The organism is Streptomyces caelestis (genome assembly GCF_014205255.1).
Classification (GTDB): Bacteria; Actinomycetota; Actinomycetes; order Streptomycetales; family Streptomycetaceae; genus Streptomyces; species Streptomyces caelestis.
This window is the reverse complement of the sequence record NZ_JACHNE010000001.1, coordinates 972,232-993,574: the sequence shown is the minus strand read 5'-3', so window position 1 is coordinate 993,574 and position 21,343 is coordinate 972,232. Positions and strand designations below refer to the sequence as shown.

Genomic DNA, 21,343 nt, shown 5'->3' with positions numbered 1-21,343 from the left:
TTGTAGGTGCGACGTTGTAGCAGTGAGTGCCGTAGATCCTCCCACAGCGGCCTTCGGCCAGGTCCGCCGTAGGATGCGGGAGACAGCAGGGGCAGGCGGCTTGATCGGGAGCAGTAGACCATCGTGAGCAGCGAGAACTCTTCGGCGGACGACGTGCAGCAGGTGTGGGACGTCGTCGTGGTGGGCGCGGGACCCGCGGGCGCTTCGGCCGCGTACGCGGCGGCGGTCGCCGGCAGACGCGTGCTGTTGCTGGAGAAGGCGGAGCTGCCGCGCTACAAGACCTGTGGCGGCGGCATCATCGGCCCCTCGCGCGACGCCCTCCCGCCCGGCTTCGAGCTGCCGCTCAGGGACCGCGTGCACGCGGTGACGTTCTCGAACAACGGCCGCTTCACCCGCACCCGCCGCTCCAGGCAGATGCTGTTCGGGCTGATCAACCGGCCCGAGTTCGACCAGCAGCTCGTCGAGCACGCGCAGAAGGCGGGCGCCGAGCTGCGTACGGGTGCCACGGTCCAGCGGGTCGAGCAGCACGGCTCGGCGGTGCCCGACCGGCGCACGGTCGCCGTGATCCTCCAGGGTGGCGAGGTCCTGCTCGCGCGGGCGGTGGTCGGCGCGGACGGCAGCGCCAGCCGTATAGGGGCGCATGTCGGGGTCAAGGTCGGCCAGGTGGATCTCGGCCTGGAGGTGGAGATCCCGGTGCCGGAGACGGTCGCCGAGGACTGGAAGGGGCGGGTGCTCATCGACTGGGGCCCCATGCCCGGCAGTTACGGCTGGGTCTTCCCCAAGGGCGACACCCTGACGGTCGGGGTGATCTCGGCGCGAGGCGAAGGGGCCGCGACGAAGCGGTACTTGGAGGAGTTCGTCGGGCGGCTCGGCCTCGCCGGGTTCGAACCGAGCATCTCCTCCGGGCACTTGACCCGCTGCCGGGCCGACGACTCGCCGCTCTCGCGCGGGCGGGTGCTGGTGTGCGGTGACGCGGCGGGGCTGCTGGAGCCGTGGACCCGCGAGGGCATCTCCTTCGCGCTGCGGTCCGGGCGGCTCGCGGGGGAGTGGGCGGTGCGGATCGCCGAGGCGCACGACGCCGTGGACACCCGTCGGCAGGCCCTCAACTACGCGTTCGCCGTCAAGGCCGGGCTCGGCGTGGAGATGAGCGTCGGCAAGCGGCTGCTGACCGTGTTCGAGCGCCGTCCCGGCCTGTTCCACGCGGCGCTGACGGGCTTCCGCCCGGCCTGGAAGGCGTTCAAGGAGATCACGCAGGGTGCGACGTCGCTGGGCGAGATCGTCCGCACGTACCCGGTGGCCCAGCGGGCCCTGACGGCCCTTGACCGCCGTCCCGCTGCGACGGGCGACGAGGTCAGCGACGAGGTCAGCCCGTCACAGTGATCTCGAAGACCGGGTGGTCGGGGGCGATGCGGCGCAGCTGGTCGTCCGGGGAGTCGGGGCCGACTCCGTTGAAGAAGACCCCGACCTCCGCCTTCCAGCGCTTGAGGTAGGCGCGCAGGACCGGGGTCTTGTCGTCGTCGGCCACCTCGGTCGCGGTGAAGGTGTCCACGTGCTTGCCGAGGTGCAGTTCGCCGCCGCCCGCCGCGCGCATGTTGTGCGTCCACTGGACGTGGCCGCGCGGTGCGACCAGGTACTGCCGGCCGTCGAGGGTCAGCACGTTGACCGGGGTGGTGCGCCACTGGCCGCTCTTGCGGCCGCGGACGGCGAGGACGCGGGAGCCCCAGACGCTGATGCCGCGGCGGGTCAGCCAGGCGACGAGCCGGTTGAAGACGTTGATGGTGAACCAGCCGGGCTTCTGGACGTGTGCGGACATGGGTTCCCCCTGTGCTCTGGAGCAGTGCTCTCGATTGTGAGCACTGCTCTCGTTGTCTGGTGACAGTCTGCCCGAGATCGGTGCTCCAATACAAGAGCGGTGCTCTCGTTCGTGTGCACTGCTCTGCTTTCATGCGACACTGCCCCGCATGAGCACCGCACACGGCGCCCGTGCCCGGGCCAGGATCGAAGTCACCGCAGCCATCAAGCACGAGGCCCGCAGACAGCTCGCGGCCGAGGGCGCCGCCAGGCTCTCGCTGCGGGCCGTCGCCCGGGAGCTCGGCATGGCCTCTTCCGCGCTGTACCGCTATTTCCCCAGCCGTGACGACCTGCTGACCGCCCTCATCATCGACGCCTACGACTCCCTCGGCGAAGCCGCCGAGGTCGCCCACGAGGCAGCCGCCGGCTCCGGCCCTCAGCAACGCTGGATCGCGGTGTGCGAGGCGGTGCGGCGCTGGGCGCTCGACCATCCGCACGAGTACGCCCTCATCTACGGATCGCCCGTCCCGGGCTACACCGCCCCCGACACCACCGTTCCGGCCGCCGCCCGCGTCGGTCTGCTGTTCTTCGGCATCGTGCGCGACGCCTACCGCGGCGTCGGCCTGGCCAGGCCCTCGCTGCCGGCCGGCCTGCGCTCGGAGGCCGAGCGGATGGCAGCCGACCTCGCGCCAGACCTCCCGCCCGAGACGGTGACGGCCCTCGTCGCGGCCTGGGCCCAGTTGTTCGGGCTGGTCGGCTTCGAGCTGTTCGGGCAGTTCAACCGGGTGGTGGACGACCGGGAAACGTTCTTCCGGCACGCTGCGGGGCAACTCGCCCACGGCGTGGGGCTGGTGTATCCGCAGCCGGGGCCTGCCTCCAAGGGGCACGCGTCTTGAAGAGCGTTTCGTCCGGGCGGGGTGTGTTAGGTAACCAAGGCTCTGGCCTCGGCTTATGGCTGCTCAGCAGGTTCAGTGAGGGCGTGGATGATGTGTTGTGGAGCAGGCTGTCGGCGGAGGCGCGAGCGGAGGTTGACGGTCTTGTCGCCGCTGGTCACAGTGTGCAGGCCATCGTGGTGATGCGGGAATGCGCCGGGCTGCCGCAGCCTGATCTTCGTGAGTGCGTTGGTCTTCTGGCGCAGCGGCTCACGGTGCTGCGGGAGTAGGCGATGGCGCCGTGCAGTTGGCGGGGAATCACCTTGAATCCTTTGACTCCGGGGTCGCGTTGGGCGACTTCGACGTCGATACCGAGGCGGGCGCCGAGGTCGATGGCCTTGGTGCGATAGCCGGTGCCGGCCCATGCCTTGGTCGCGCTGGGGCTGGTGGCGGCGCTCGGGGAGAGCAGGTGGATGCCGCCGGCGTTGTCGGAGACGCTGGCCGCAGTTACCCAGACGGCCGACAGCAGCCCGGGGGCGTCGACACCGAGGTGGCGCTTGCGGCCTGCGATGCGGAAAGTTGCACCGCATGCCCGTATGTATGGCGCCTGTCCGCCCCGCCGGACGAAGCCGTCCCTATATGTCCGTGCACGCCGGAAGACCGTAGCCCGTCACACCACTGAACTACCGCCAGGGCGGGCCGGCTTCCTGGCAAGGGCTGTCAGGGCGCAGGCGGCACGGTCCGTCTCTCTTACTGCAGCCGATGAGACAGCCCTTCTACCGGTCAGCAGGCCGTCAACCGGTCCCACGCGAGAATCCGTGGGCTGGTCGAACAGGCCATCGCCACCCTCAATTCCGGGCCTCATCCTCTGCAAGCTCCGCTGCTCGACGATCTGGATCACGAGCCTCATCCAAGCCATCCTCACCCTCCATCTGGCGAGCTCAGACTGGAGTTGGAAGGGCCTCATCCCCAGAGAGGCGTGTTCTCTCTGGGCCGGGAGAAGGTCCGGAGTCGGTATGAGGTTGCGGTTGGGCCAGCTCAACGACTCGTGGTGGCTTGTCCCTTTAATGACCTCTGTGAATGTTCGGTCGCAAGCCGTCGAGGCGGTCGTGTTCGGTTAGAAACGAATGTCTGGTGGGGTGTTGCGCAGCCGTGCTTAGCTTCTCGCATCGGAGAAGTGGGGGTCCGAAAGGGCATCCACTGAACCGGTAATACGGCGAAAAGGAGGTGATCTTCATGCATAAGTACACCAAGCCGGCGGCCAAGACGGTCTCGCAGGGCACTGTTCTCCGCGGCATCGTCTGAGAACATTAGGTTTATTCGTCGGGGTGTGTGTGCTCGCACGGGGCACGCACACCCTACCCGTCGGTTTCTACCTCGGGTACGCATTCTCTGGAGGAGAGCACATGTGTGGTCTCGCAGCCGTTGCCCGACTTGATGGACAGAATCTCGGTCCAGAGGCAGATGTCCTGCTGAAGGATCTGGCTGATATCTTGCGGCACCGAGGCCCTGATGAGCAGGAAATGCTTCGCAACGGACCAGTCGGCCTAGCCTTCACTCGACTCTCGCTGGTAGACCCGACAGGCGGCAGCCAGCCCCTGGTCAGCGATGACGGAAATCTCGTGCTGATTGCCAACGGCGAGGTGTACAACCATAAAGAGCTCGCCGCGAGGCTTCCCTCTGATGTTAAACTCAAGACGGGTTCGGACTGCGAAGTCCTACTTTACCTCTACCGTCAGCACGGTCTGGACTTTCTCCGCGACGTACGCGGTATGTTCGCGGTAATTCTCTGGGATCGTACTAAGGGACAGCTCGTCCTCGCGCGTGACCGGTTCGGAATCAAGCCCCTCTACTTCCATCGCAACAACGAGCGCATTGTCCTGTCGTCAGAGATCAAAGGCCTCTTCGCTGACCCGCAGACTCCCCGTCGATTTGCCTGGGAGGAAGCTCTTGCCGTCCCGGCGCTGGCAGCGGCTCCCCGCTTTTCTGCGCCTCAGATGTGCACGTGGTTCGAAGGAGTGGAGAGCGTACCCGCAGCCACCATCCTGCGAATTGATCTACATGGCGGACGCACGACCCGGCACCGCTACTGGGAAATGCCGGTCGCAGCCGACGAGTCAGCCACTGTGGAGTCCTTCACCGAGCGCTACAGTGACCTACTGCGAGAATCTGTCAAAGAGTGCGCCACCGCGGACACCGAACTTGGCCTCTTCTTGTCCGGCGGGATTGATTCCAGCAGTGTCCTGGCGCTCGCGCTCTCCCAGGTTGACGAGATACACACATTTACCGTTCTCGCTGGCGGGACGCGTGTCAACGGCGATGTTGAGCACTCCTACGGGCTCGCCCGCGAGCTGGGGGTACACAACCATCAGGTGGTCTTCCCGCCTGACCACGTGCCCACTCCAGAGGAATGGACCCGTCTGCTCTGGCTGACCGAGACCCCCATGACCGGTCCGGAGGTCTACTACAAGCACGAGCTCCACCGGTTCGCTCGTGCCGAGCGTCCGGAACTGCGCGGCATGCTCCTGGGAGCCGCCAGTGACGAGTTCAACGGCGGCTACTCGGATGAGTTTGGCGGCGATTGGGACACATTCCTGGCCAATCTTGCAGGGATGGACCGTGAAACCCTGCTCGATCAGCGGTCAGTTTTGCGCCACTGGTGGCCGGGCGGCGCGTCATTCCTATCCGACCAGGTATTGGGTGACCTGCGAGACAGGGCAGGGACGGACGCTTACCGAGCGTACCTTGAATCTGAGTACCGAAAGGTGCAGCAATACAACGTCTGGCACGAGGACCGAACCGCGGCCGGCAGTGGCATTGAGGCGCGTGTTCCGTTCCTCGACCACCGACTAGTGGAACTGACGGCAGCCATCCCGGAGCGTCTACGTCCGCGGCTACTGTGGGACAAGCGGATTCTGCGCGACGCCATGAGGTCTGTGCTCCCCCAGCGCATCGCAGAACGTCCCAAAGGCCCCTTCTTCTATGGATCCGGAACCAACCATGCCTACCGGATGCTCGTGCAGCTGATGCGGAGCAACGACCAAGAGCTGGTTGAGCGCGCACTGGCCGCTCCGGGAGCAGACACCTACCTGAATGGGCAGGCGATCAGGCAGCAACTGGCCGGTCTTGGCAACGGTGACACCGACTCAGCGTCGGTGGAGCTCCTGATGCGCGTGGTTAACATGGGCCTGCTCGCGGAGATGGTGGCGCAGCCGCCATGCCTTGAGGAGATGTCTGCTGGTTCCCGCCGGTCTGCCCTTCAAGCCGGGCAGGATCCTGTCGCGACCACTGAGGAACTCTTTGCTCCGGATCGCGCCTATGACCCAGGCCTCGTTCCTGTGCCCGCTGAGGAAGTCCTCCTTCTGACGGACGGGGAGGGTATGTGGTACCTGACGGACCGGGGGCAGATCGAGTTTGTACTGGAACAGGAAACCCCAATCCTCAGCGTCCTGCGCCTGATGGATGGTCGGTCCACCCTTGCCGAGATCCTGGGCAAGGCTGGTCTGGCGTTGGACGATGTCAGATCAGAGCTGGACACGCTCTTCGAGCATCAATTGCTCTGCAGCGCTAAGTGATGGTGAAAAGCATGTACTTGCGCGCTTTTCAGGAGCAGATGCTGCAGGGGCCTGCCACGGCCAGACTCCGCATCGGCGAGTACACCAGCTACTTCGAACGCTGGGATGCCTTAGCTAGCGTAAGGCGTAGGCCACGGCGGGAAGTAGAGACCGATCCCATCGGTCTCTACTTCCCGCCAGAGATGCACCCCGTGGTACTGCATCCGATTGTCGCCGGTCGTGGTGAATCCGTAGTCAAGGGCCTGCTCCTGCAGCGGCTCTACGACTATCTGGAATTCACGACGGAACTTGAAAATCTCGCAGTAATACCGGTGGCAACGAAGATCAGCCGAGGACGGTCGGGTCTGATTCTGCCTGAGCGGATGAGAGCCGACGCGCACAAGATCGTCACCGACGAAGCTTGGCACGCACAGTTCTCATACGACTTCGCCCAGCAGGTTGTGGCCGCGACAGGCTGTCCAAAGCTGGGAGCCGAAGAAGCAGTCGCTCCTGCGTTCCTGCCGAGACTCGATGAACTGAGGGAGCAACTGCCGCATGAGGTCAGAGGGGTGGAGTCCCTTCTCTTTGCCATTGTCAGTGAAACACTGATCTCCGGGATCCTCTCCGACATCCCGCGCGATGATCGCCTGCCGCAGTCAGTGCGAGAGGTAGTTCACGATCACGCCGAGGATGAGGGTCGTCACCACGTTTACTTCCGCTCAGTGCTCAGGCACCTGTGGCCTGCGCTCACGGTGCGAGAGCGGCGAGCCGTGGGCCCGCTGATACCCGCTGCGATCAACGCCTTTCTAGAGCCGGACTACATTCGGACTGCACAGCACCTAAGTGGCATCGGTTTGACCAGCGAAGAAATTGACCAGGTCATTACGGAGTCGTGGCCGCTCAACGAACTACGACAGAGCATTGCAGATGCGGCGTCTCAGCTCACGCGCTACTTCGTCGAGGCCGGTGCACTCGATGATGCTCAGACACTGACCTCATTCGGGGAGGCTGGACTGCTCGTCAACGCCCGCGAGCCCGCCGAACCCTCCAACGCGCCGAAGGAACTCGCGTCATGACCACTCAGACCTCCAATGCCTCGGAAACCAACGAGTCTCAGGTGTTCTGGCGGTTCTGGCTGGCCATGACCGTGAGTGGGGCCGGCTCGGCGATGACCGTCGTGGCGCTGCCACTGGCGGCCGTCACGGTCCTCGATGCGACGGTTCTCGAGACGACTCTGCTAGCTGCGACTGGTCAAGTTGCCTGGCTTGTCCTCGGATTGCCCGCCGGCGTCATCGTCCAGCGGTACCCGCTGAGGGGTCTTCAGGTGACGCTGGACCTGGTACGTCTGGCAGCCATCGGCTCCATACCAGTGGCTTGGTGGGCGGGGCACCTCACCTTCCCCCATCTCTTGGTGGTAGCGCTGGTCACTGGCATGGCGACGGTGCTTTTCGACATCGGGAACTCGACCTTCCTGCCGGCCATTATCGACAAGAGGGAGTTGAACGCCCGGAACAGCCTGATGTCAGGGACTCATGCAGTCATCCAGACTGGGGGTCCTTCCGTAAGTGGCCTGCTCGTCCAGCTCGCAGGACCCGTCGGTGTGCTGGCGATCGACGCGGTGAGTTACCTGGCATCGGCAGTCACACTGCGCACATTGCCCGAACGCCGCCCCCAGGCGCAGCCTCATGCCAAGGCCACGCAGCTGATCCGGCAAGGCTGGAACTATGTGATCCGCCACCCTGTGATGCGGCCCTGCATGGTGTGGGCCACGATCATGAACTTCGTTACCGCAGCACTGCTCGCATTGACGCCGCTATACCTTGTGCGCGAAGTAGGCGTATCGGCCAGCATCGTCGGCGCAGTGATTGCCATGGACGGCGTTGGCGCACTAATCGGCTCGGCTTTCGCCACGAGGCTCTCGCGGCGAGTGGGAACAGCCCGTGCCATAATCGTCGCGGGCGTGATTGGTGGACTGGTCGTGCTGATGACGCCGTTTACCACCACACTCTCGAACATCTACTTCTACGCGCTCGGGCTTGCTGGACTCTCGTTCAGTGCCGTCGTCGGCAGTATCATGACCAGGACGCACCGGCAAACAGATTCCCCCCCTGCACTCCTGTCTCGCGTTATGGGCACAGTTCGCTTCGTCTCATGGGGGGCGCTGCCTCTAGGGGCAGCGCTGAGCGGCCTTCTTGCCTCAGCAGTGGGGATCCGCGCCGCCCTGTGGATCATGTGCCTTGCTGCGTTCGCCGCACCTTTGTCGCTTCTGTTGACCTCGGTACGTCATCGCCGTGACCTAAGCGACGCGCACCAGGAATAGGGGAATATGCCTATCTCCTCGTGGCCGCGCACCTAAGGCCAGCAAGCACGCCCACCGCGGTGCGCCGCTATGCGCTGATGTGTACATTGATGAAGGGCTTTGACATGCAGAAGATGACCGTTGATGACTGGCTAGCTCCGCTCAAGTCGAGGGGCCTTCTCCCCGCGGAGCTCCTGGCGGTGTACGTCGTTGGCTCCGTTGCCCGTGGCTGGCAAAATGCCCGAAGCGATTTCGACATTTACGTCGTAAGCAGCGGGGCCGAGTTCCAAAATTCGGGTTACACCATCCCTGTGCCGCTCGATCCGCCGTTCGTGCCGACCGAGACCTTCTACGAAGCAGACAAGCGCTGGGAGATCAAGTACTGGCTGGATAGCCAGATCGACCAGATGATTACCAAGGTTTCCTGGGAGGCCTACGAGGCAGGCATGGTCGCCGGCACTGCCCTCACCCTCACTGAGGAGCTATCGCTCGCACGGCTCGGGAACTGTTTGCCACTCATTGACAATGACTGGCTCAGAAAGACTCAGGAGCGTCTCGCGGGCTCGGCGTTCCGTTCCTTCGCCGTTGTTCGTTCGCTAGGGGCAGCCGACAACGCCGTCGAAGACGCCCTGGGGCAGATGGAATCGGGCGATCTGTACAGCGCGACGATCTCCGCCCGGCTGGCCTTCGGGCACGCAATCGACGCGCTGCTCGAAGGAGAGGGCGAATACGGTAGCCATCTGCCCAAGTGGCGTGCCAACCGCTTCAAGGCCGCCGCCCCGTCGGCGATTTCATTCGAGGACTACTGGGCGATCGAGACCATGCAGGCTTATGACTCCGCTGATCCACGTGCATGGATCACGAATGTGCTGACCATCTGCCAGGACATCGCGATGCGTGTGGAGACCTCATGAGCGACGACACTCCGCGTGGCCCCGAGGGTGTGCCTCGCCGTACCCTAGGTACCCGCATTCGCCTGGTCGAGGGCGACTTCCACATAGGAGCAGAGGACAAAGCCCTGCACCTCACCGGCCCTGCCAAAATCATTTTTGCCTCCCTGGATGGACGCCGCAGCGTCGCGGACGTAGCGCGGCTTGTCACGGCCGAGTACGACATCGATCAGGAGGAGGCGGTGGCCGATGTGCTCGAATTCCTCAACGACTTGACCGACAGGGGTATCGTCGAGTGGTAGTACAACCTCATGGCTTGGTGTCGACCCGTTGATCCGGCTCCAGGTCGATGACGAGAGTCTGAAATCCGTGCGCTTGACGTTCAGCCCTCTGTGGGAGACGGTCGGAAGCCTGGGAATCCTGGCCCGTTATCGAGGCGAGGTCCCCTCTCCCTATACGAAATGGGCACGCTCTGTACGTCGTGATATGCCGGGTGAACTCATGAGTGAGCTCGTGAAAGCGATGCGGAGGGGCGACCCTCAACTGTTCCCGCCTGGCTTCCTACCTGTGCCTGACCCCTCACGAAACTGCATCGGCGCCGAGTTGGACCATGTGCGCGCTGTGAACATGTGGCAATCTCGGACCGATCGTGTCATTTCGTTGATTGAGCGTTACTGGGAATGGTCGATCGCCCCTCATTGGAACTCGATACGGTCGTCGTTGGAAGAGGAGACCCTTTTCCGTGGGCGCACTCTCGCGGTGGAAGGTCCTGAAGCGATGCTGGGCGAGCTAGGTGGTCGGGTGATGTGGTCGCAGTCCACGTTGACCGCGCCGTACCACCAAGACATCAGTCAGTCTACGGCCGGGGCGCAACTGTTGCTCGTGCCAACGGTGTTCGCAGGTGGCGTCCGCCTATTCGTGAAGGACGGGAGCACTATGGCCATGTCCTATCAGGCCCGGGCGACTGGTCACTTCCACGTGCTCACGGGATGCGGACGCGGCCGAAAGGCCGAGGACCGGCTGGCGCTCCTCTTGGGCAAAGGGCGAGCGCAAGTGGTACGAGCGCTGGAACTGCCACGGACCACCACGGCTCTTGCCGAGACGCTCGGGTTTGCGAAGAGCACTGTCTCCCAGCACTTGGCCGTACTGACCAGCGCAGGAATCGTATGGAAGCAGCGCGTGGGCGGGCAGGTCTTCTATCGGCTTGATCACACCGGCCTCGCTCTGCTCAGACAGTTGGGGCTTTGAGAGCCTTCCCTGGCCCGAAGCTGGCGCAGGCGCTGCGTGGGTGGGACGGTCATTTAAGTACAGGCGGGTGCCCAGTGTTCATCGTGTGACGAGGAACAGGTGTGTGAGGTGTTCGAACTCGAGCGGTGCAAGCGTGCCTAGGTTGACTGCCTGTCACACTCTGATCAGCGGTGTGGTCGTCACCCCTGGATACAGAACACCTGTGGTTCGGGTTGATCTTTCTGTCCTCCACACAGAAGGTTCACCGGGGAGCTACTGGGCCGCCGCGGACCCGGAGTGGAAGGCCAGGCGCCGGCTCCTGCGCAGCCGGGAAACCCAGCGAGGCCGTTACACAGGCTCTCGCCCGTGAACGGTTCGATCGCCGGGCACGACTGGACCGCTCGCTCAACGCTTTTGCTGCACGCCTGCACGCCTGCACGCCCACGGAGGTCACGGCGGCAGCCGCCCGGCGGATCACGCCACCAATTGCCCACTTCTGACCCTGCGGCACCGCGAACGTGTGTGCCGTTGTTGGGACGCGTTGACGTAGAGTCCGGGGATGTTGAGCGCGACCAGGTACGTAATGGTCCGGATCATCGGGGGAGACACGCATGCACAGACTGGACGCAATCGCGCCGGAACGTATCGCTCCGGGAGCTTTTTGCACGACGCTTCTCTATGAGCACGAGTGTCGGCGGCTCCGGGCGCTGCTGGAGGTGTCGGAAGACTGGAATTCGTCGGGAGCCGTCGGCTCTGCGGTGCTACCAGGCGAGCGAATGACGCCTGAGATGTTGATTTACGCGGAAGCGGTGCATCGACTGGTTGACGCACACATCCTGGAGACGGAGCACAGCGTCTTCGGAGACCGCACCTGGCCAGCCGTCGCGTGCCAGGAATTCCGACGGGGCAGCCATACCTCAGCGCGGGTAGCCGAAGCGTGCTTCTCCGGTGGCTCTCGGGCGCTGACGGTGCTGTTGGCCCTGGCAATTGATGAGACTGAACCGTTTGCGCAAGGTGAGGGCGACATCGTTCTCACCTCCGATGGCGGGTGCGCCCTTGCACTCGCGGTGCCCGCCGGGACTGCGGTGGCCGTGGATGGGTCTTGGACCCTTACTGCATATGGATCACGGACGGATCTACTGGTCGAGTATGTGCGGGCCGACGCCGAGGGAGCCGTCCGATGAGCATGCCGCGCGTCTGTATCTCGTGCGAGGGTCTGAGCGTGGGGGTGGAGTCGGACGGGTGGGACTCATTCCACACGTATGCCTCTGTGGCATATGAGCCGTATTTCCGGGTCGCGGAGAACGCGGGGAAGAACAGCGACGCTCTCGTCCGGCTGCATCTTGTACCCGCGCAGGAGGTGGAGGCGCGTCGGGCGGAGGTGACCCGCGCGGGGCTGCTGCGGCCGGTTCCGATCGAGATTCACCGCAGTCTGCTGATCGACCAGCCTCGTCCCGGCGGCGTGCGCAACGCGGTGGACCGGACGGGCCGGTTCGTCTACCGGTCGGACCCGGGACGGCGTCAGGTGGACCTGTGGGCGGCCGATCCCGAGGCGCTGCTGCTCGAAGGCGTGCGTGTGGTTCGGACGGTGCTGGTTTCGCTGTTGGTCCAGGAGCGCAACTGCGTGCCGGTACACGCTTCCTGTGTCGCGGTGGACGGCAAAGCGGTCGTCTTCGCGGGGTCGTCCGGTTCGGGCAAGACGACCCTCGCCCTGGCGGCCATGCAACGGCTGGGAGGCCTGTTCATCACGAACGACCTGGTGATGCTGCGTGCCACGGACGACTCCGAGGCCAGTGTTGGGCATACAGCGGTCAAGGCCTTCGGTATCCCGCTGCCCGTGCGGATGGCGGCGGGCACCCTGCGGGGACTGGGACTGCTGCGGCATCTCGACCCTTACCAGGAGGTGTTCCCGTTCGTCGCTGCGTCCGACTGGCGCGAGAGGGAGCGGAAGATCGAAGTGGGCTCTCGACGCGTGGCCTCCTGGTTCGGGACGACCCCGCTGCCGTCCGCCGGCCTCGCCTGCCTGGTGTGGCCCCGATTGACGGCCGGTGATCGGGCCGGGCTTGCCGTGGTGCCAGCGCAGGAGGTTCCCGGCCGACTGCATGCGGAGGCCCCGATCTTCGACCCGGCATGGCCTGTCTGGACCGGCTTCGGCTACCCAGCGCCGCTGCCCTTGCCGCCCGCTGCTCTGCGGCTCGTAGAGGAGTGCGGGAAGATCGACGCGGTCCAACTGCGGGGCGGGCGGGACGTGGACGCGGCCATCGACGTGCTGGGGAATTTCCTTAGCGACGGGACCGTGGTGAGGTCCGGTTCAGCCGGTCCAGAAGTCGCGTGACGCCGCGCGCCGGACGGTCCAGGGCGGGGTGCCTTCCGTGAAGCTGCGGACGCTTCGCCCGTCGTCGCCGTCGGGCGCCCGCCAGTGGCCCTCCGCCGCCCATGACCAGCCTGCGCTGAGCATCTCCAGCCCCCATTCGCGCGGGCCGGGTTCGGCCAGTGAGTTGAGCAGGGTCTTCATCTGCCGCAGGGTCTGGGGGTTCTTCACGGCGATCAGCCGGTGCCATTCCGTCACAGCGTGGTCCAAGTCCTGCGCTGGGCAAAGGCGGTCCCAGATGCCGCGCTCCACTGCGGTCGCCGCCGGATGGATGGCGCCGAGCAGCAGGATCTGACGGGCGAACTGCACCCCGGCCCTGGCCACTAGACGACTCACCCCCCACGACGGCGTGAGTCCCAGATCCGCCTCAGGCATACCCCATTGCGCGTCCTCGGCTGCCAGTACGAAATCGCAGCACAGGGACAGCTCGAAGCCGCCGCCCACCGCATAGCCCTCGACCACGGCGAGGGTGGGCAGTGGGAGCGCTGCGAAGGCCGCCGCGAATTGCTGAAATTTCTGAGTGCGGAGCAAGATGGCCCGGGGGTCGACGGCCCCCTCGACCACGGTGCCCGTGCAGAAATTTCCCGCGGTGCCACGAAGCGCCAGAGATTTTGCTCCACTGTCCACGGCCTGCTGGGCCAGCCGTAGCAGTTCGGGTAGATCCTCAGTATAGAGCGCATTCCGCTTCTCTGGATTCTCCACAAGTAGAGTTACGTGTTCCGCTTCGCGGTCTATCCGGACCGTCATATGTGCCCCCAGAAACTCAGACTATTCGCATGACAGGCGAAACTGGCATAGTGCACCTTGTTACAGCGGAGTGATGCACGTCACAGCCTGCTGTCGATCTTCCATGGTACAAAGGTTCGGTGAGTTTTCATATTCACGGCCCTGTGTTCCAGAGGAGGGAATCCGCATGCTGAAGCGCATTGGAACGACCATTCACCCCAAGCCGACGACCGACTCGGGCGACGTCATCTGAGCCACCGTTCGCGACCGAAAGCCATGATGGCGACCCCGACCGAAATGACCGTGCACATTCGGAAGTTCGACATTCAGGACGTCGGGCTGGTGGCCTCCTGGCTGCAGACCGATAGTGCGCTGGAACAGTTTTCCGCGCGTGGCGAGGCTGCCTCGGAAGAGGATCTACTCGCCCTTGTCCGGCGCACCAGAAAGGACCCGCTGAGCGGGGCCTACATCCTGGAGTCGGCGGACAGCGCCATCATGGCTTTCTCGGCCGGGCGGGTCGAATGGCCCTTCGAGCATGTCTACGAGTCGGAAATCATGCTCGCCCCGGGGCTCCCGGTGCGCCAAGGGTGGGGCACGTTGCTGCACGGTGCCGCGCTGGCCAACATATTCCTGCGCCGCCCTGAGGTTTACAAGGTAGTCGGCCGCTCGATGCGCACCAATGGCGGCGCCGCACAGGTGATGAGAAAGCTGGGGCTCACCCACGAGGGCACCCTACGTTCTCATGTCCGGCGGGACGACGGATTTGTGGATCTCGATGTCTTTTCCATTCTCCGCCCAGAATGGGAAAAGACGGAACTGGTGTCGAGCCGCGTCGTGCTTCTCGATCAATAAGTCGATCACGAAGGGTGATTCTTGCACTTTCTGATAGATGCGGGAAATACCCGGATCAAGGTCGCTGCGTTACGGCCGGACGGTTCCCTGGGCGAGGTATCCGCGACTCCGGTTGCCGAGGCCGGTACCGAGGACGATCTCCGGCTCGCTGATTTTCTCGACTCTCTGTTGTGCGAAGCTCCAGCGACCACGCGGCCGCGGCTTGTCGTCTCCGACCCGGCCGGCCGGGTGAGGACGGCCATGCACACGCTACGCCGCCGTCGCTCGTGCTCGGTGGAGTACATGACCGCAGCCGCGCTGCCCGGCCGGGTCCGCACCCGCAATCCCGAACGGCTCGGCACGGACCGGCTCGCCGCGGCGCTCGGCGCATACCGGCGGTTCGGGTCGCAAGCCGTGGTCGTGGACATGGGCACGGCCCTGTGCGTCGACCTCGTCACGGCGGACGGGGCGTACGCCGGAGGCATCGTGTATCCCGGTGTTGATCTGTCCTACCGGGCGCTCCGGGACCGAACCGGACTGCCCCTGCCGGCGTTCTCGGTGCCGGGCGGTGGCCGGCCCACCGGTATGCCGGACACCACCGAGGAGGCGCTGCGCCGCGGCGGCCGGGTGGTGGTGCCCTCGGTCGTCGGCGGACTGATCAGCCATGTCCGGGAGTTCGCTGGCGCGGACCTGCCCGCGGTTCTCACCGGCGGCGGGTGCGTGCCGTTCCTCGACCTGTTCCCCGAGGGCCTGCCCTACGACCCCCACCTGAACCTGCGCGGCATCGCCGAGTATGTACGGCTGACCACCGGAGTGTGCGCATGACCGAGCCCTCGTCATCGCGGCCCGTGCTGATAGCGGCGGACGCGCTGACCGGCACCCCCAGCGCGCTCGATCAGAATGCATTGCGTGAGCTGGTCCGCGCCACGGCCGACCTGGTGCGGACGCGGGTCCGCGACCTCAAGCCGGGAACAGCGCTGGCCATCGCGCTGCGCAACAGCGTGCAGGCCGTCGCCCTTCAGTTCGCCGCCGAGGAACTCGGGCTGGTGCCCTTACCGTTGGCGCCGCGCTCCGACCACACGGCGCTCCGTGCGGCCGCCCGGTCCTCCGGAGCCACGGTGCTCGCGCATCTGTCGCCCGGCCCGGCCGCCCGGCTGGAGATCGAGAAGCTCCCCGACTCCGAGCCCTTCGCGGAACCGGACCCTGACTGGGGGCTGGCCATCAGCACTTCAGGGTCGACGGGTTCCGGCACGACCGTCTTCCTCTCCAGGACCGCCCTCGTCCGCAATGCGCGTGCATTCGCAGACCGCACCGGGCTCGGCGCCGAAGCGCGCTACCTCGTCACCGCCCCCCTGTGGCATGTCGGCGGCAGTGTGGTGGGCCTGCGCGCGGCCCTCGCCTCCGGAGCCGTACTGTTGCTGCCGCCCGAGGCGAAGCCCGGGATCCTCGCGGAGTGGGTGGACCGGTACCGTCCCACTCACCTCGCCGGGGTCCCCACCGTGCTGTTCGACCTCCTCGGCAAGCGCTCCGGTCCGTCCGCCGCGGACGGCTGGCCCGGGCAGATCATCACCGGCGGCATGGCCGTGGAGGGCACCCTCGTGGGTGCGCTGCACGCGCTCGGCAGCCGGGTCACCGTCCTGTACGGGATGACAGAGTTCACCAACGCCGTGCTGTCGGCCCGCATAGACCCCGGGTTTCTCCCGCCGACCGGCTTCGTCGGCCGGCCGTTCCCGGGGGTGGAGTGCCGGATCGAACCGGTGGCCGGGCAGAGCAGGGAGGCCGAACCGTACGGACATCTGCTCGCGCGCGGTTACCCGCAGGCGGCGGCCGTCGTCCGCGACGGACGGCCGCGGCCGCTGGAGACCGATGCCGACGGTTGGTACCGGACCGGCGATCTGGCCCGGGCGACGGCGGACGGCTACGTCATCGTCGGGCGCAGCCGGGACATGGTGATTAGGGGCGGAGTCAACATTTGCGCCGCGACCCTGGTGGACGCCGCCCGCCGGACCCTGCGGGCCAAGGAGGCCGTCGTTCAGGCGCTGCCGTCTGAGCGGCTCGGCGAGGACATCGCGCTGATCGTGCACGGCCCGTCCGGCGAGGAGTGCCGGAGCCTGCAGCGGGACTTCCTGGCCCAGCTCCCGCACGGCACCCGCCCCGGCTATCTGATCGTTTCGCGCTCCCCGCTGCCGCGCACCGCCAACGACAAGTACGACCTCGCGGGCATGTACCGGCGCACGGTGGCCCTCGTCAGGCCGGGCGACGCCGCGAGTTCCGGCCTGCCCATCGTCTCTGTGGACCACTGGAGTTGACATGCCGAGCAGCACAGCAGACCTCGCCCTGGAGTGGCGGGAGAGCGCCGCGGGAGTCTTCACCACCGACTCGGTGCCGACCAACCTGACGGACCGGATGCAGCGGGTGATCCTGGACTCCCCGCTGTGGGCCCCCGCTCCCTTTGGGCTGCGGGCACAGCAGAGCGTGGACGTCACCCGGCGAGTGCAGCAGCACATCCCGCGCACCCGGATGACCGACACGATGCTGGAACTCGCCGAGTACGTGACACACGCCGTCCAGCAGGCCGGCGAGCGGCTGCTGACCGGCGGCGCCGCGAGCGAGCTGTGCGTGCTGGAGTACCAGCACACCCGCAGCGGCGACAGCTTCCCCTGGCACCGGGACTCCAGCCCCGAGCGGCCCCGCTGCTTCACCATGGTGCTCTATCTGCCCTACGGCGAACTACGAGGAGGCGCCACGCAGTTCCAGCTGGCAGAGTCCGGCGAGCCCGACTTCGAGGTCACCGCCCGGCAGGGCCGGGTGATGCTCTTCCGGTCCGAACTGCGCCACCGCGGGCAAACCGTATCGAGCGGCGACAAATACGCGCTGGTGGCTAACTTTCGGCTGCGGACCTGATCGGCGCGGGCGGCGGGCGCCATCGCCACGAACATGCCGACGAGCACACGCGGCACCACGAAGTACTGGGGAACCACCATCCTGGCGATCGGACCCACCGTCCTGGGCCCCTGCTACGGGACCAGGCCTTCAGGCACTCCTGGCACGGGCGGACTCTGGCCGAGACCGGAAACGCCGCCGTGCCGATCGTCCCGGAGCTCGCCGTGCTGCGGAACACTGGTTCCCCCACCAATCTGGGCATTGTGCTCGCCCGTGCCGGCCAGCTCCGAGGAGCTGTGCCACCTCCCGTCCAGCGTATGGGCGGACCGGCTGACGGCGCGCCGTCATGTGGGGGAGAGCCCTGCACGCGGCCGGGCAGCTCGCCCTGCTGACGGCGACGGGAAGCGCCAGCATGTCGGGCCTGTCGCTCGCCGCGGCGGCCAGCGGCGTGGGCGCCGCGTTCTTCCGCCCGGCGGTCAACGGACCGATGGCCGATTCAACACCAGCAGCAGGCCAAAGCGCTGCTCGCGCGGCGGCGGCGCCTGAACAGTGCCCGAGGCTGGCGTTGTCGGGCGGCTGACGGGTCAACGCGCGGTCCACGGGTGCCGCCAGTCCTCTGCGGCCGCGGCAGGGCCGTGATCCATCTGCCAATGGGTGAGGTCCGGTGGGGTGAAGCGAGGGGTGTCGGCGGGGTCGTCGGGCAGCGCGACCGTCCACAGCGGGACCAGGCGGGCGCCGCGCTTTACCTTGGCCCCGTAGGCGCCGATGCCGAGGTGGAGGGCAGTCAGGCCGTGCTCGCTCATGTAGTCGATCGGCAGGTAGTAGCACAGGCCGTAGTACTCGTAGGCGTCCCGCAGCGCCCCGTAGTCGAACCCGGCGGCGCGAGCGTAGAGGGTGCCGCGCCACTCGTACATCACGGCGGCGCCGATCAGCCGCCCGCCGCAGCGGGCGGTGAATACCACGGACCGGTCGTCGAGGCAGGTGGCCTGGTCAGCGAATTCGTGGTGGATCTCCTCGGCGGAGGTCGAATGTCCGTATTTTGCCTGGAGGTTCGCCAGCAGCGGGGCCACCTCGTCCAGGCACTCACTCAGCCGCTGTCGGCCGAGCTCGTAACCGGCCGCCAGGAAGCGGGCGTACTCGCGCTGGAGCCTGCTTCGGCGGTGGCGGCTGTCCAGCCTGGCGCAGTACTCCGGAAAACTTTTCCCACCGGTGTACAGGCTCGCGTCGCCACAGTCGAAGTCGACGGCGGCCCCGCGCCGGTGCAGGGCCGCCGCCGTGCGGTTGGTGGCGAACAGGAAGAGCGAGCCCGCGCGGGCAGGCGGGCTGAGCTCGCGGCGGGCGGCGAGCAGCAGGTCGAGGACGGCCTCCTCGTGTTCCGCCGCCCGCGGGATGCCGCAGCTGTACCCGCGGTGCGACCCTGCCACGCCCCAGTCCCCGCCGGCGCCCATCAGCTCCAGCCTGGGCCGCAGCGCGTAGAACTTGTTGTGCTCCCGCTCGACCTCGTACAGCGGCAGCCCGCCCACCAGCCGGTCGCCGGCGTACACGAGGAGGTACGTCACCGAAGCACCGCTCTCGCGCTCCACCGAGCGCAGCCAGCCGTGGGACATGTAGAAGCCCTCGGGTTCGGCCAGGGCGTCCCATTCCTCGGCTGTGACCTTCTCCAGCGTGGTCACGGTCTCCAGCTGCAGACCGGCCGGGGTGTTATCCATCGCACTCATCCAAACTGTGCACGGGGTCGTTCAAGAGGAACGGAGGCGGCTGGGCCGCCCATCGGCTATAGGTGCGCGCGCACTGCGTCCTGAAGGGTGCGGGCCGCCCGGACCACGTCCTCCTCGGTGCGTGCCAGGGCCAGCCGGACTTGGCGCACACCGTCCGCCGGTCGGTTCCAGTGGAACGGGCCGCACGGCAGCACATGGGTGCCGTGCGCCACCAGCTCCTCGTAGAGCGCGAGGGCGTTCGGCCCGCCCTCCGGGAGCGTCACCCTGGCCACGCTGATCCGGGCGTTCGGGTCGGTGAGCGTCACGGGGCCGCCGTCGAGGACCTCGGCCAGCGCGCGCCGGTTGCGGGCGATCAGCCCGTGCAGCTCCGCGTAGCCGCCCGCCTCGGCGTCCTGGGCGAACTTGGTGAGCATCAGCAGCACCAGCGGCGACACCGACAGCAGGACGTCACTGAAGTAATCGAGCAGCGGCAGATCGGTGTTCTCACCCCAGGCCAGGAACCCGGCCTTGAGCTCCAGGGTCGGCCACAGCTTGCCGGTGTCCTCGATGACCACCCACTGTGCGCCAGACTCCTGCAGGATCGCGTAGGTGTCGTACTGCGCCCGGGTGTCCTGCGCGCGGAAGCAGGTGTCCATGGCCAGCACCCGGTTCGTGCGGGCGCAGAACGCGGCGAGCCGGCGAAGCCCGTCTTCGGAGAGCACCCAGCCCGTCGGGTTGTTCGGCGTGGTGACGAACACCGCGCCGACCTCGTCCGGCAGTTCGGGCTCGCCGCGCTCCAGGCCGGCCTCGGGCACCGGCAGCAGCCTCAGGCCGCGGCCCTTGAGCAGGTCCGGAATGTTGTCGAAGGTCGGGTGCACCAGGGCGACGGTGCCGGTGCGGTGCGCGAGCGCGCGGGCCGTGATGTCCATCGCCACGGACGACGAGTAGCAGCTGACCAGCCGGCCGGTGCCGATGGGCGCCTGCCGCTGTCCGATGGCGTGCAGGAACGCCTGCTGAGTCTCCGCCTCGACCTCCTCGAAAACCCGCTTCTCGGCCTCGTCGAAGAGGGTCGGCAGGCTCTCCACGATGGCGCGCTGCGACTCGGTCAGCGGCATCCGGGGATGCCCGTCCGACACGTTGAGCCCGTCGAGCAGCGCGTCGGTCTCCATGGAGGTCAGATTTCGCCGGCCCATCTCATGGCCTGGCACGGCCTTCCCGGACCCGCCGGATATGAAGGTCATCGGGTCTCCTCCCCCGTTGCCGTCGCGCGCGAGCGCAGCGCGACCTGTCCCAGCAGTTCGAATGCGACCACGGACGCGGCATGGCTGGTGACGTCCGCGTGGTCGTACGGCGGCGCAACCTCGACGATGTCCAGGCTGCGGTAGTTCAGCGGTCCGAGCGCCCTGAGGTACTGGAGGGTCTGGTACGAGCTCGGTCCGCCCACTTCCGGGGTGCCGGTGCCCGGCGCGTATGCCGGGTCGATGAAGTCGATGTCGAACGACACCATGACGGGCCGCTCGCCCACTCTTTCGCGCACCCTCCGGCCGAACTCCTGCGGCGAGGTCACGGCCAGCTCATCCCAGCCGATGACCTCGTAGCCGAGAGCCTTGCCGGAGTCGACGTCGTCGGGGTGCACCGAGCCGCGCATGCCGACCTGGACGCTGTGGTGGGGATCCACCACGCCTTCCTCCACGCCGCGGCGGAACATCGTGCCGTGGAAGTGCTTGACGCCGTAGTAGTCGTCGAGGACGTCGCCGTGCGCGTCGAAATGGATGACGCTCACCGGCCCGAGGGTGCGGGCCATGGCACGCATCTCCGCCATCACCAGGCTGTGATCGCCGCCCAGCAGCAGCGGCACGATGCCCCGCTCGTACAGCGGCGCCAAGAACGCCTCGAGCCGTTCCAGGGTCAGCTCGTGATAGCCGGGGACCACGGGCGCGTCGCCCGCGTCGACCATCGACAGGACTCGGGTGACGTCCACGCCGGTCGCCGGGTTGTGGTCGCGCAGCAGGATGCTGGCGGCACGGATCGCCTCCGGCCCGAAGCGGGCCCCGGAGCGGTAGGAGACCGCCGAGTCGGTGGGCACGCCTACGACCGCCACGTCGACGCGGCCCACGGCTTCAAGCGGATCATCCACCCAGGGCAGCCGCATGAAGGTACGCGGACCGGAGGCGATCCGCGGTTTGGTCATGCTGTCTCGGG

The 21,343-nt window shown here is 66.6% G+C and carries 19 protein-coding genes and 2 pseudogenes; 15 read left to right on the top strand and 6 right to left on the bottom strand.

Annotated features, from left to right (window positions below; translation table 11 throughout):
• Positions 1–123: 123 nt before the first annotated feature.
• Entirely contained in the window at positions 124–1,380 is a 1,257-nt protein-coding gene (locus tag HDA41_RS04400; RefSeq protein WP_184980867.1) for a geranylgeranyl reductase family protein, read from the top strand.
• Here HDA41_RS04400 and HDA41_RS04395 read toward each other — a convergent pair.
• Positions 1,364–1,813 (bottom strand): nitroreductase family deazaflavin-dependent oxidoreductase, encoded by a 450-nt coding sequence (locus tag HDA41_RS04395; protein WP_184980864.1) that lies wholly within the window; start codon positions 1,811–1,813, stop codon positions 1,364–1,366. The genes HDA41_RS04400 and HDA41_RS04395 overlap by 17 nt on opposite strands.
• 148 nt (positions 1,814–1,961) lie before the next feature.
• Between HDA41_RS04395 and HDA41_RS04390 the strand changes: the two genes are divergently transcribed.
• Positions 1,962–2,687: a TetR/AcrR family transcriptional regulator gene (locus HDA41_RS04390; RefSeq protein WP_184980863.1), complete on the top strand. Its 726-nt coding sequence runs from the start codon at positions 1,962–1,964 to the stop codon at positions 2,685–2,687.
• 283 nt (positions 2,688–2,970) lie between these two features.
• Here the strand turns inward: HDA41_RS04390 and HDA41_RS42225 are convergent.
• Positions 2,971–3,237 (bottom strand): annotated as a pseudogene (locus HDA41_RS42225) (IS5 family transposase); the annotation flags it as partial.
• A gap of 138 nt (positions 3,238–3,375) precedes the next feature.
• Here HDA41_RS42225 and HDA41_RS04385 point away from each other — a divergent pair.
• The 9 genes and pseudogenes from HDA41_RS04385 to HDA41_RS04345 form a co-directional block, all read left to right on the top strand.
• Positions 3,376–3,610 (top strand): annotated as a pseudogene (locus HDA41_RS04385) (IS5/IS1182 family transposase); the annotation flags it as partial.
• A gap of 459 nt (positions 3,611–4,069) precedes the next feature.
• Positions 4,070–6,238 (top strand): asparagine synthase (glutamine-hydrolyzing), encoded by a 2,169-nt coding sequence (gene asnB / locus HDA41_RS04380; protein WP_184980861.1) that lies wholly within the window; start codon positions 4,070–4,072, stop codon positions 6,236–6,238.
• Between the two features lie 11 nt (positions 6,239–6,249).
• Positions 6,250–7,293, top strand: a complete 1,044-nt coding sequence (locus tag HDA41_RS04375; protein ID WP_184980859.1) for a diiron oxygenase — start codon at positions 6,250–6,252, stop codon at positions 7,291–7,293.
• On the top strand, positions 7,290–8,537 hold the full coding sequence (locus tag HDA41_RS04370; RefSeq protein WP_184980857.1) for an MFS transporter: 1,248 nt from the start codon (positions 7,290–7,292) through the stop codon (positions 8,535–8,537). Before HDA41_RS04375 ends, HDA41_RS04370 begins: the two co-directional genes overlap by 4 nt.
• Positions 8,538–8,596: 59 nt before the next feature.
• Positions 8,597–9,430, top strand: a complete 834-nt coding sequence (locus tag HDA41_RS04365; protein ID WP_184980855.1) for a nucleotidyltransferase domain-containing protein — start codon at positions 8,597–8,599, stop codon at positions 9,428–9,430.
• A complete protein-coding gene (locus HDA41_RS04360; protein ID WP_184980853.1) occupies positions 9,427–9,708 on the top strand; it encodes a PqqD family protein in 282 nt (93 codons plus the stop codon). The genes HDA41_RS04365 and HDA41_RS04360 overlap by 4 nt, the downstream gene beginning before the upstream one ends.
• A gap of 199 nt (positions 9,709–9,907) precedes the next feature.
• On the top strand, positions 9,908–10,654 hold the full coding sequence (locus tag HDA41_RS04355; RefSeq protein WP_184980851.1) for an ArsR/SmtB family transcription factor: 747 nt from the start codon (positions 9,908–9,910) through the stop codon (positions 10,652–10,654).
• 590 nt (positions 10,655–11,244) lie between these two features.
• Positions 11,245–11,817, top strand: coding sequence for a hypothetical protein (locus HDA41_RS04350; protein ID WP_184980848.1), 573 nt, complete (start codon positions 11,245–11,247; stop codon positions 11,815–11,817).
• Positions 11,814–12,968 (top strand): phosphoenolpyruvate carboxykinase (ATP), encoded by a 1,155-nt coding sequence (locus tag HDA41_RS04345; RefSeq protein WP_184980846.1) that lies wholly within the window; start codon positions 11,814–11,816, stop codon positions 12,966–12,968. The genes HDA41_RS04350 and HDA41_RS04345 overlap by 4 nt, the downstream gene beginning before the upstream one ends.
• Here the strand turns inward: HDA41_RS04345 and HDA41_RS04340 are convergent.
• Positions 12,945–13,751 carry an enoyl-CoA hydratase/isomerase family protein gene (locus HDA41_RS04340; protein ID WP_184980844.1) on the bottom strand — a complete coding sequence of 269 codons (807 nt, stop codon included), beginning with the start codon at positions 13,749–13,751 and terminating at the stop codon, positions 12,945–12,947. The genes HDA41_RS04345 and HDA41_RS04340 overlap by 24 nt on opposite strands.
• 276 nt (positions 13,752–14,027) lie before the next feature.
• Here HDA41_RS04340 and HDA41_RS04335 point away from each other — a divergent pair, with 276 nt between their 5' ends.
• From HDA41_RS04335 to HDA41_RS04320, 4 genes are read left to right on the top strand one after another with little or no spacing between them, the layout of a single operon-like run.
• Positions 14,028–14,582, top strand: a complete 555-nt coding sequence (locus tag HDA41_RS04335) for a GNAT family N-acetyltransferase (protein ID WP_184980842.1) — start codon at positions 14,028–14,030, stop codon at positions 14,580–14,582.
• A gap of 21 nt (positions 14,583–14,603) precedes the next feature.
• Positions 14,604–15,386 carry a type III pantothenate kinase gene (locus tag HDA41_RS04330; protein WP_184980840.1) on the top strand — a complete coding sequence of 261 codons (783 nt, stop codon included), beginning with the start codon at positions 14,604–14,606 and terminating at the stop codon, positions 15,384–15,386.
• Entirely contained in the window at positions 15,383–16,870 is a 1,488-nt protein-coding gene (locus HDA41_RS04325; protein ID WP_184980838.1) for a class I adenylate-forming enzyme family protein, read from the top strand. The genes HDA41_RS04330 and HDA41_RS04325 overlap by 4 nt, the downstream gene beginning before the upstream one ends.
• 1 nt (position 16,871) lies before the next feature.
• The gene (locus HDA41_RS04320) at positions 16,872–17,465 is read left to right on the top strand and encodes a 2OG-Fe(II) oxygenase (protein WP_184980836.1); all 594 of its coding nucleotides are present in this window, start codon (positions 16,872–16,874) and stop codon (positions 17,463–17,465) included.
• Between the two features lie 563 nt (positions 17,466–18,028).
• Here HDA41_RS04320 and HDA41_RS04315 read toward each other — a convergent pair.
• Genes HDA41_RS04315 through speB form a run of 3 tightly spaced genes read right to left on the bottom strand, consistent with a single transcriptional unit; the run spans position 18,029 to position 21,332 of the window.
• Positions 18,029–19,162, bottom strand: coding sequence for a GNAT family N-acetyltransferase (locus HDA41_RS04315; protein ID WP_184980834.1), 1,134 nt, complete (start codon positions 19,160–19,162; stop codon positions 18,029–18,031).
• Positions 19,163–19,218: 56 nt separating this feature from the next.
• On the bottom strand, positions 19,219–20,382 hold the full coding sequence (locus tag HDA41_RS04310) for an aminotransferase class I/II-fold pyridoxal phosphate-dependent enzyme (RefSeq protein ID WP_230299740.1): 1,164 nt from the start codon (positions 20,380–20,382) through the stop codon (positions 19,219–19,221).
• The gene (gene speB / locus HDA41_RS04305) at positions 20,379–21,332 is read right to left on the bottom strand and encodes an agmatinase (RefSeq protein ID WP_184980832.1); all 954 of its coding nucleotides are present in this window, start codon (positions 21,330–21,332) and stop codon (positions 20,379–20,381) included. The genes HDA41_RS04310 and speB overlap by 4 nt, the downstream gene beginning before the upstream one ends.
• Positions 21,333–21,343: the final 11 nt, after the last annotated feature.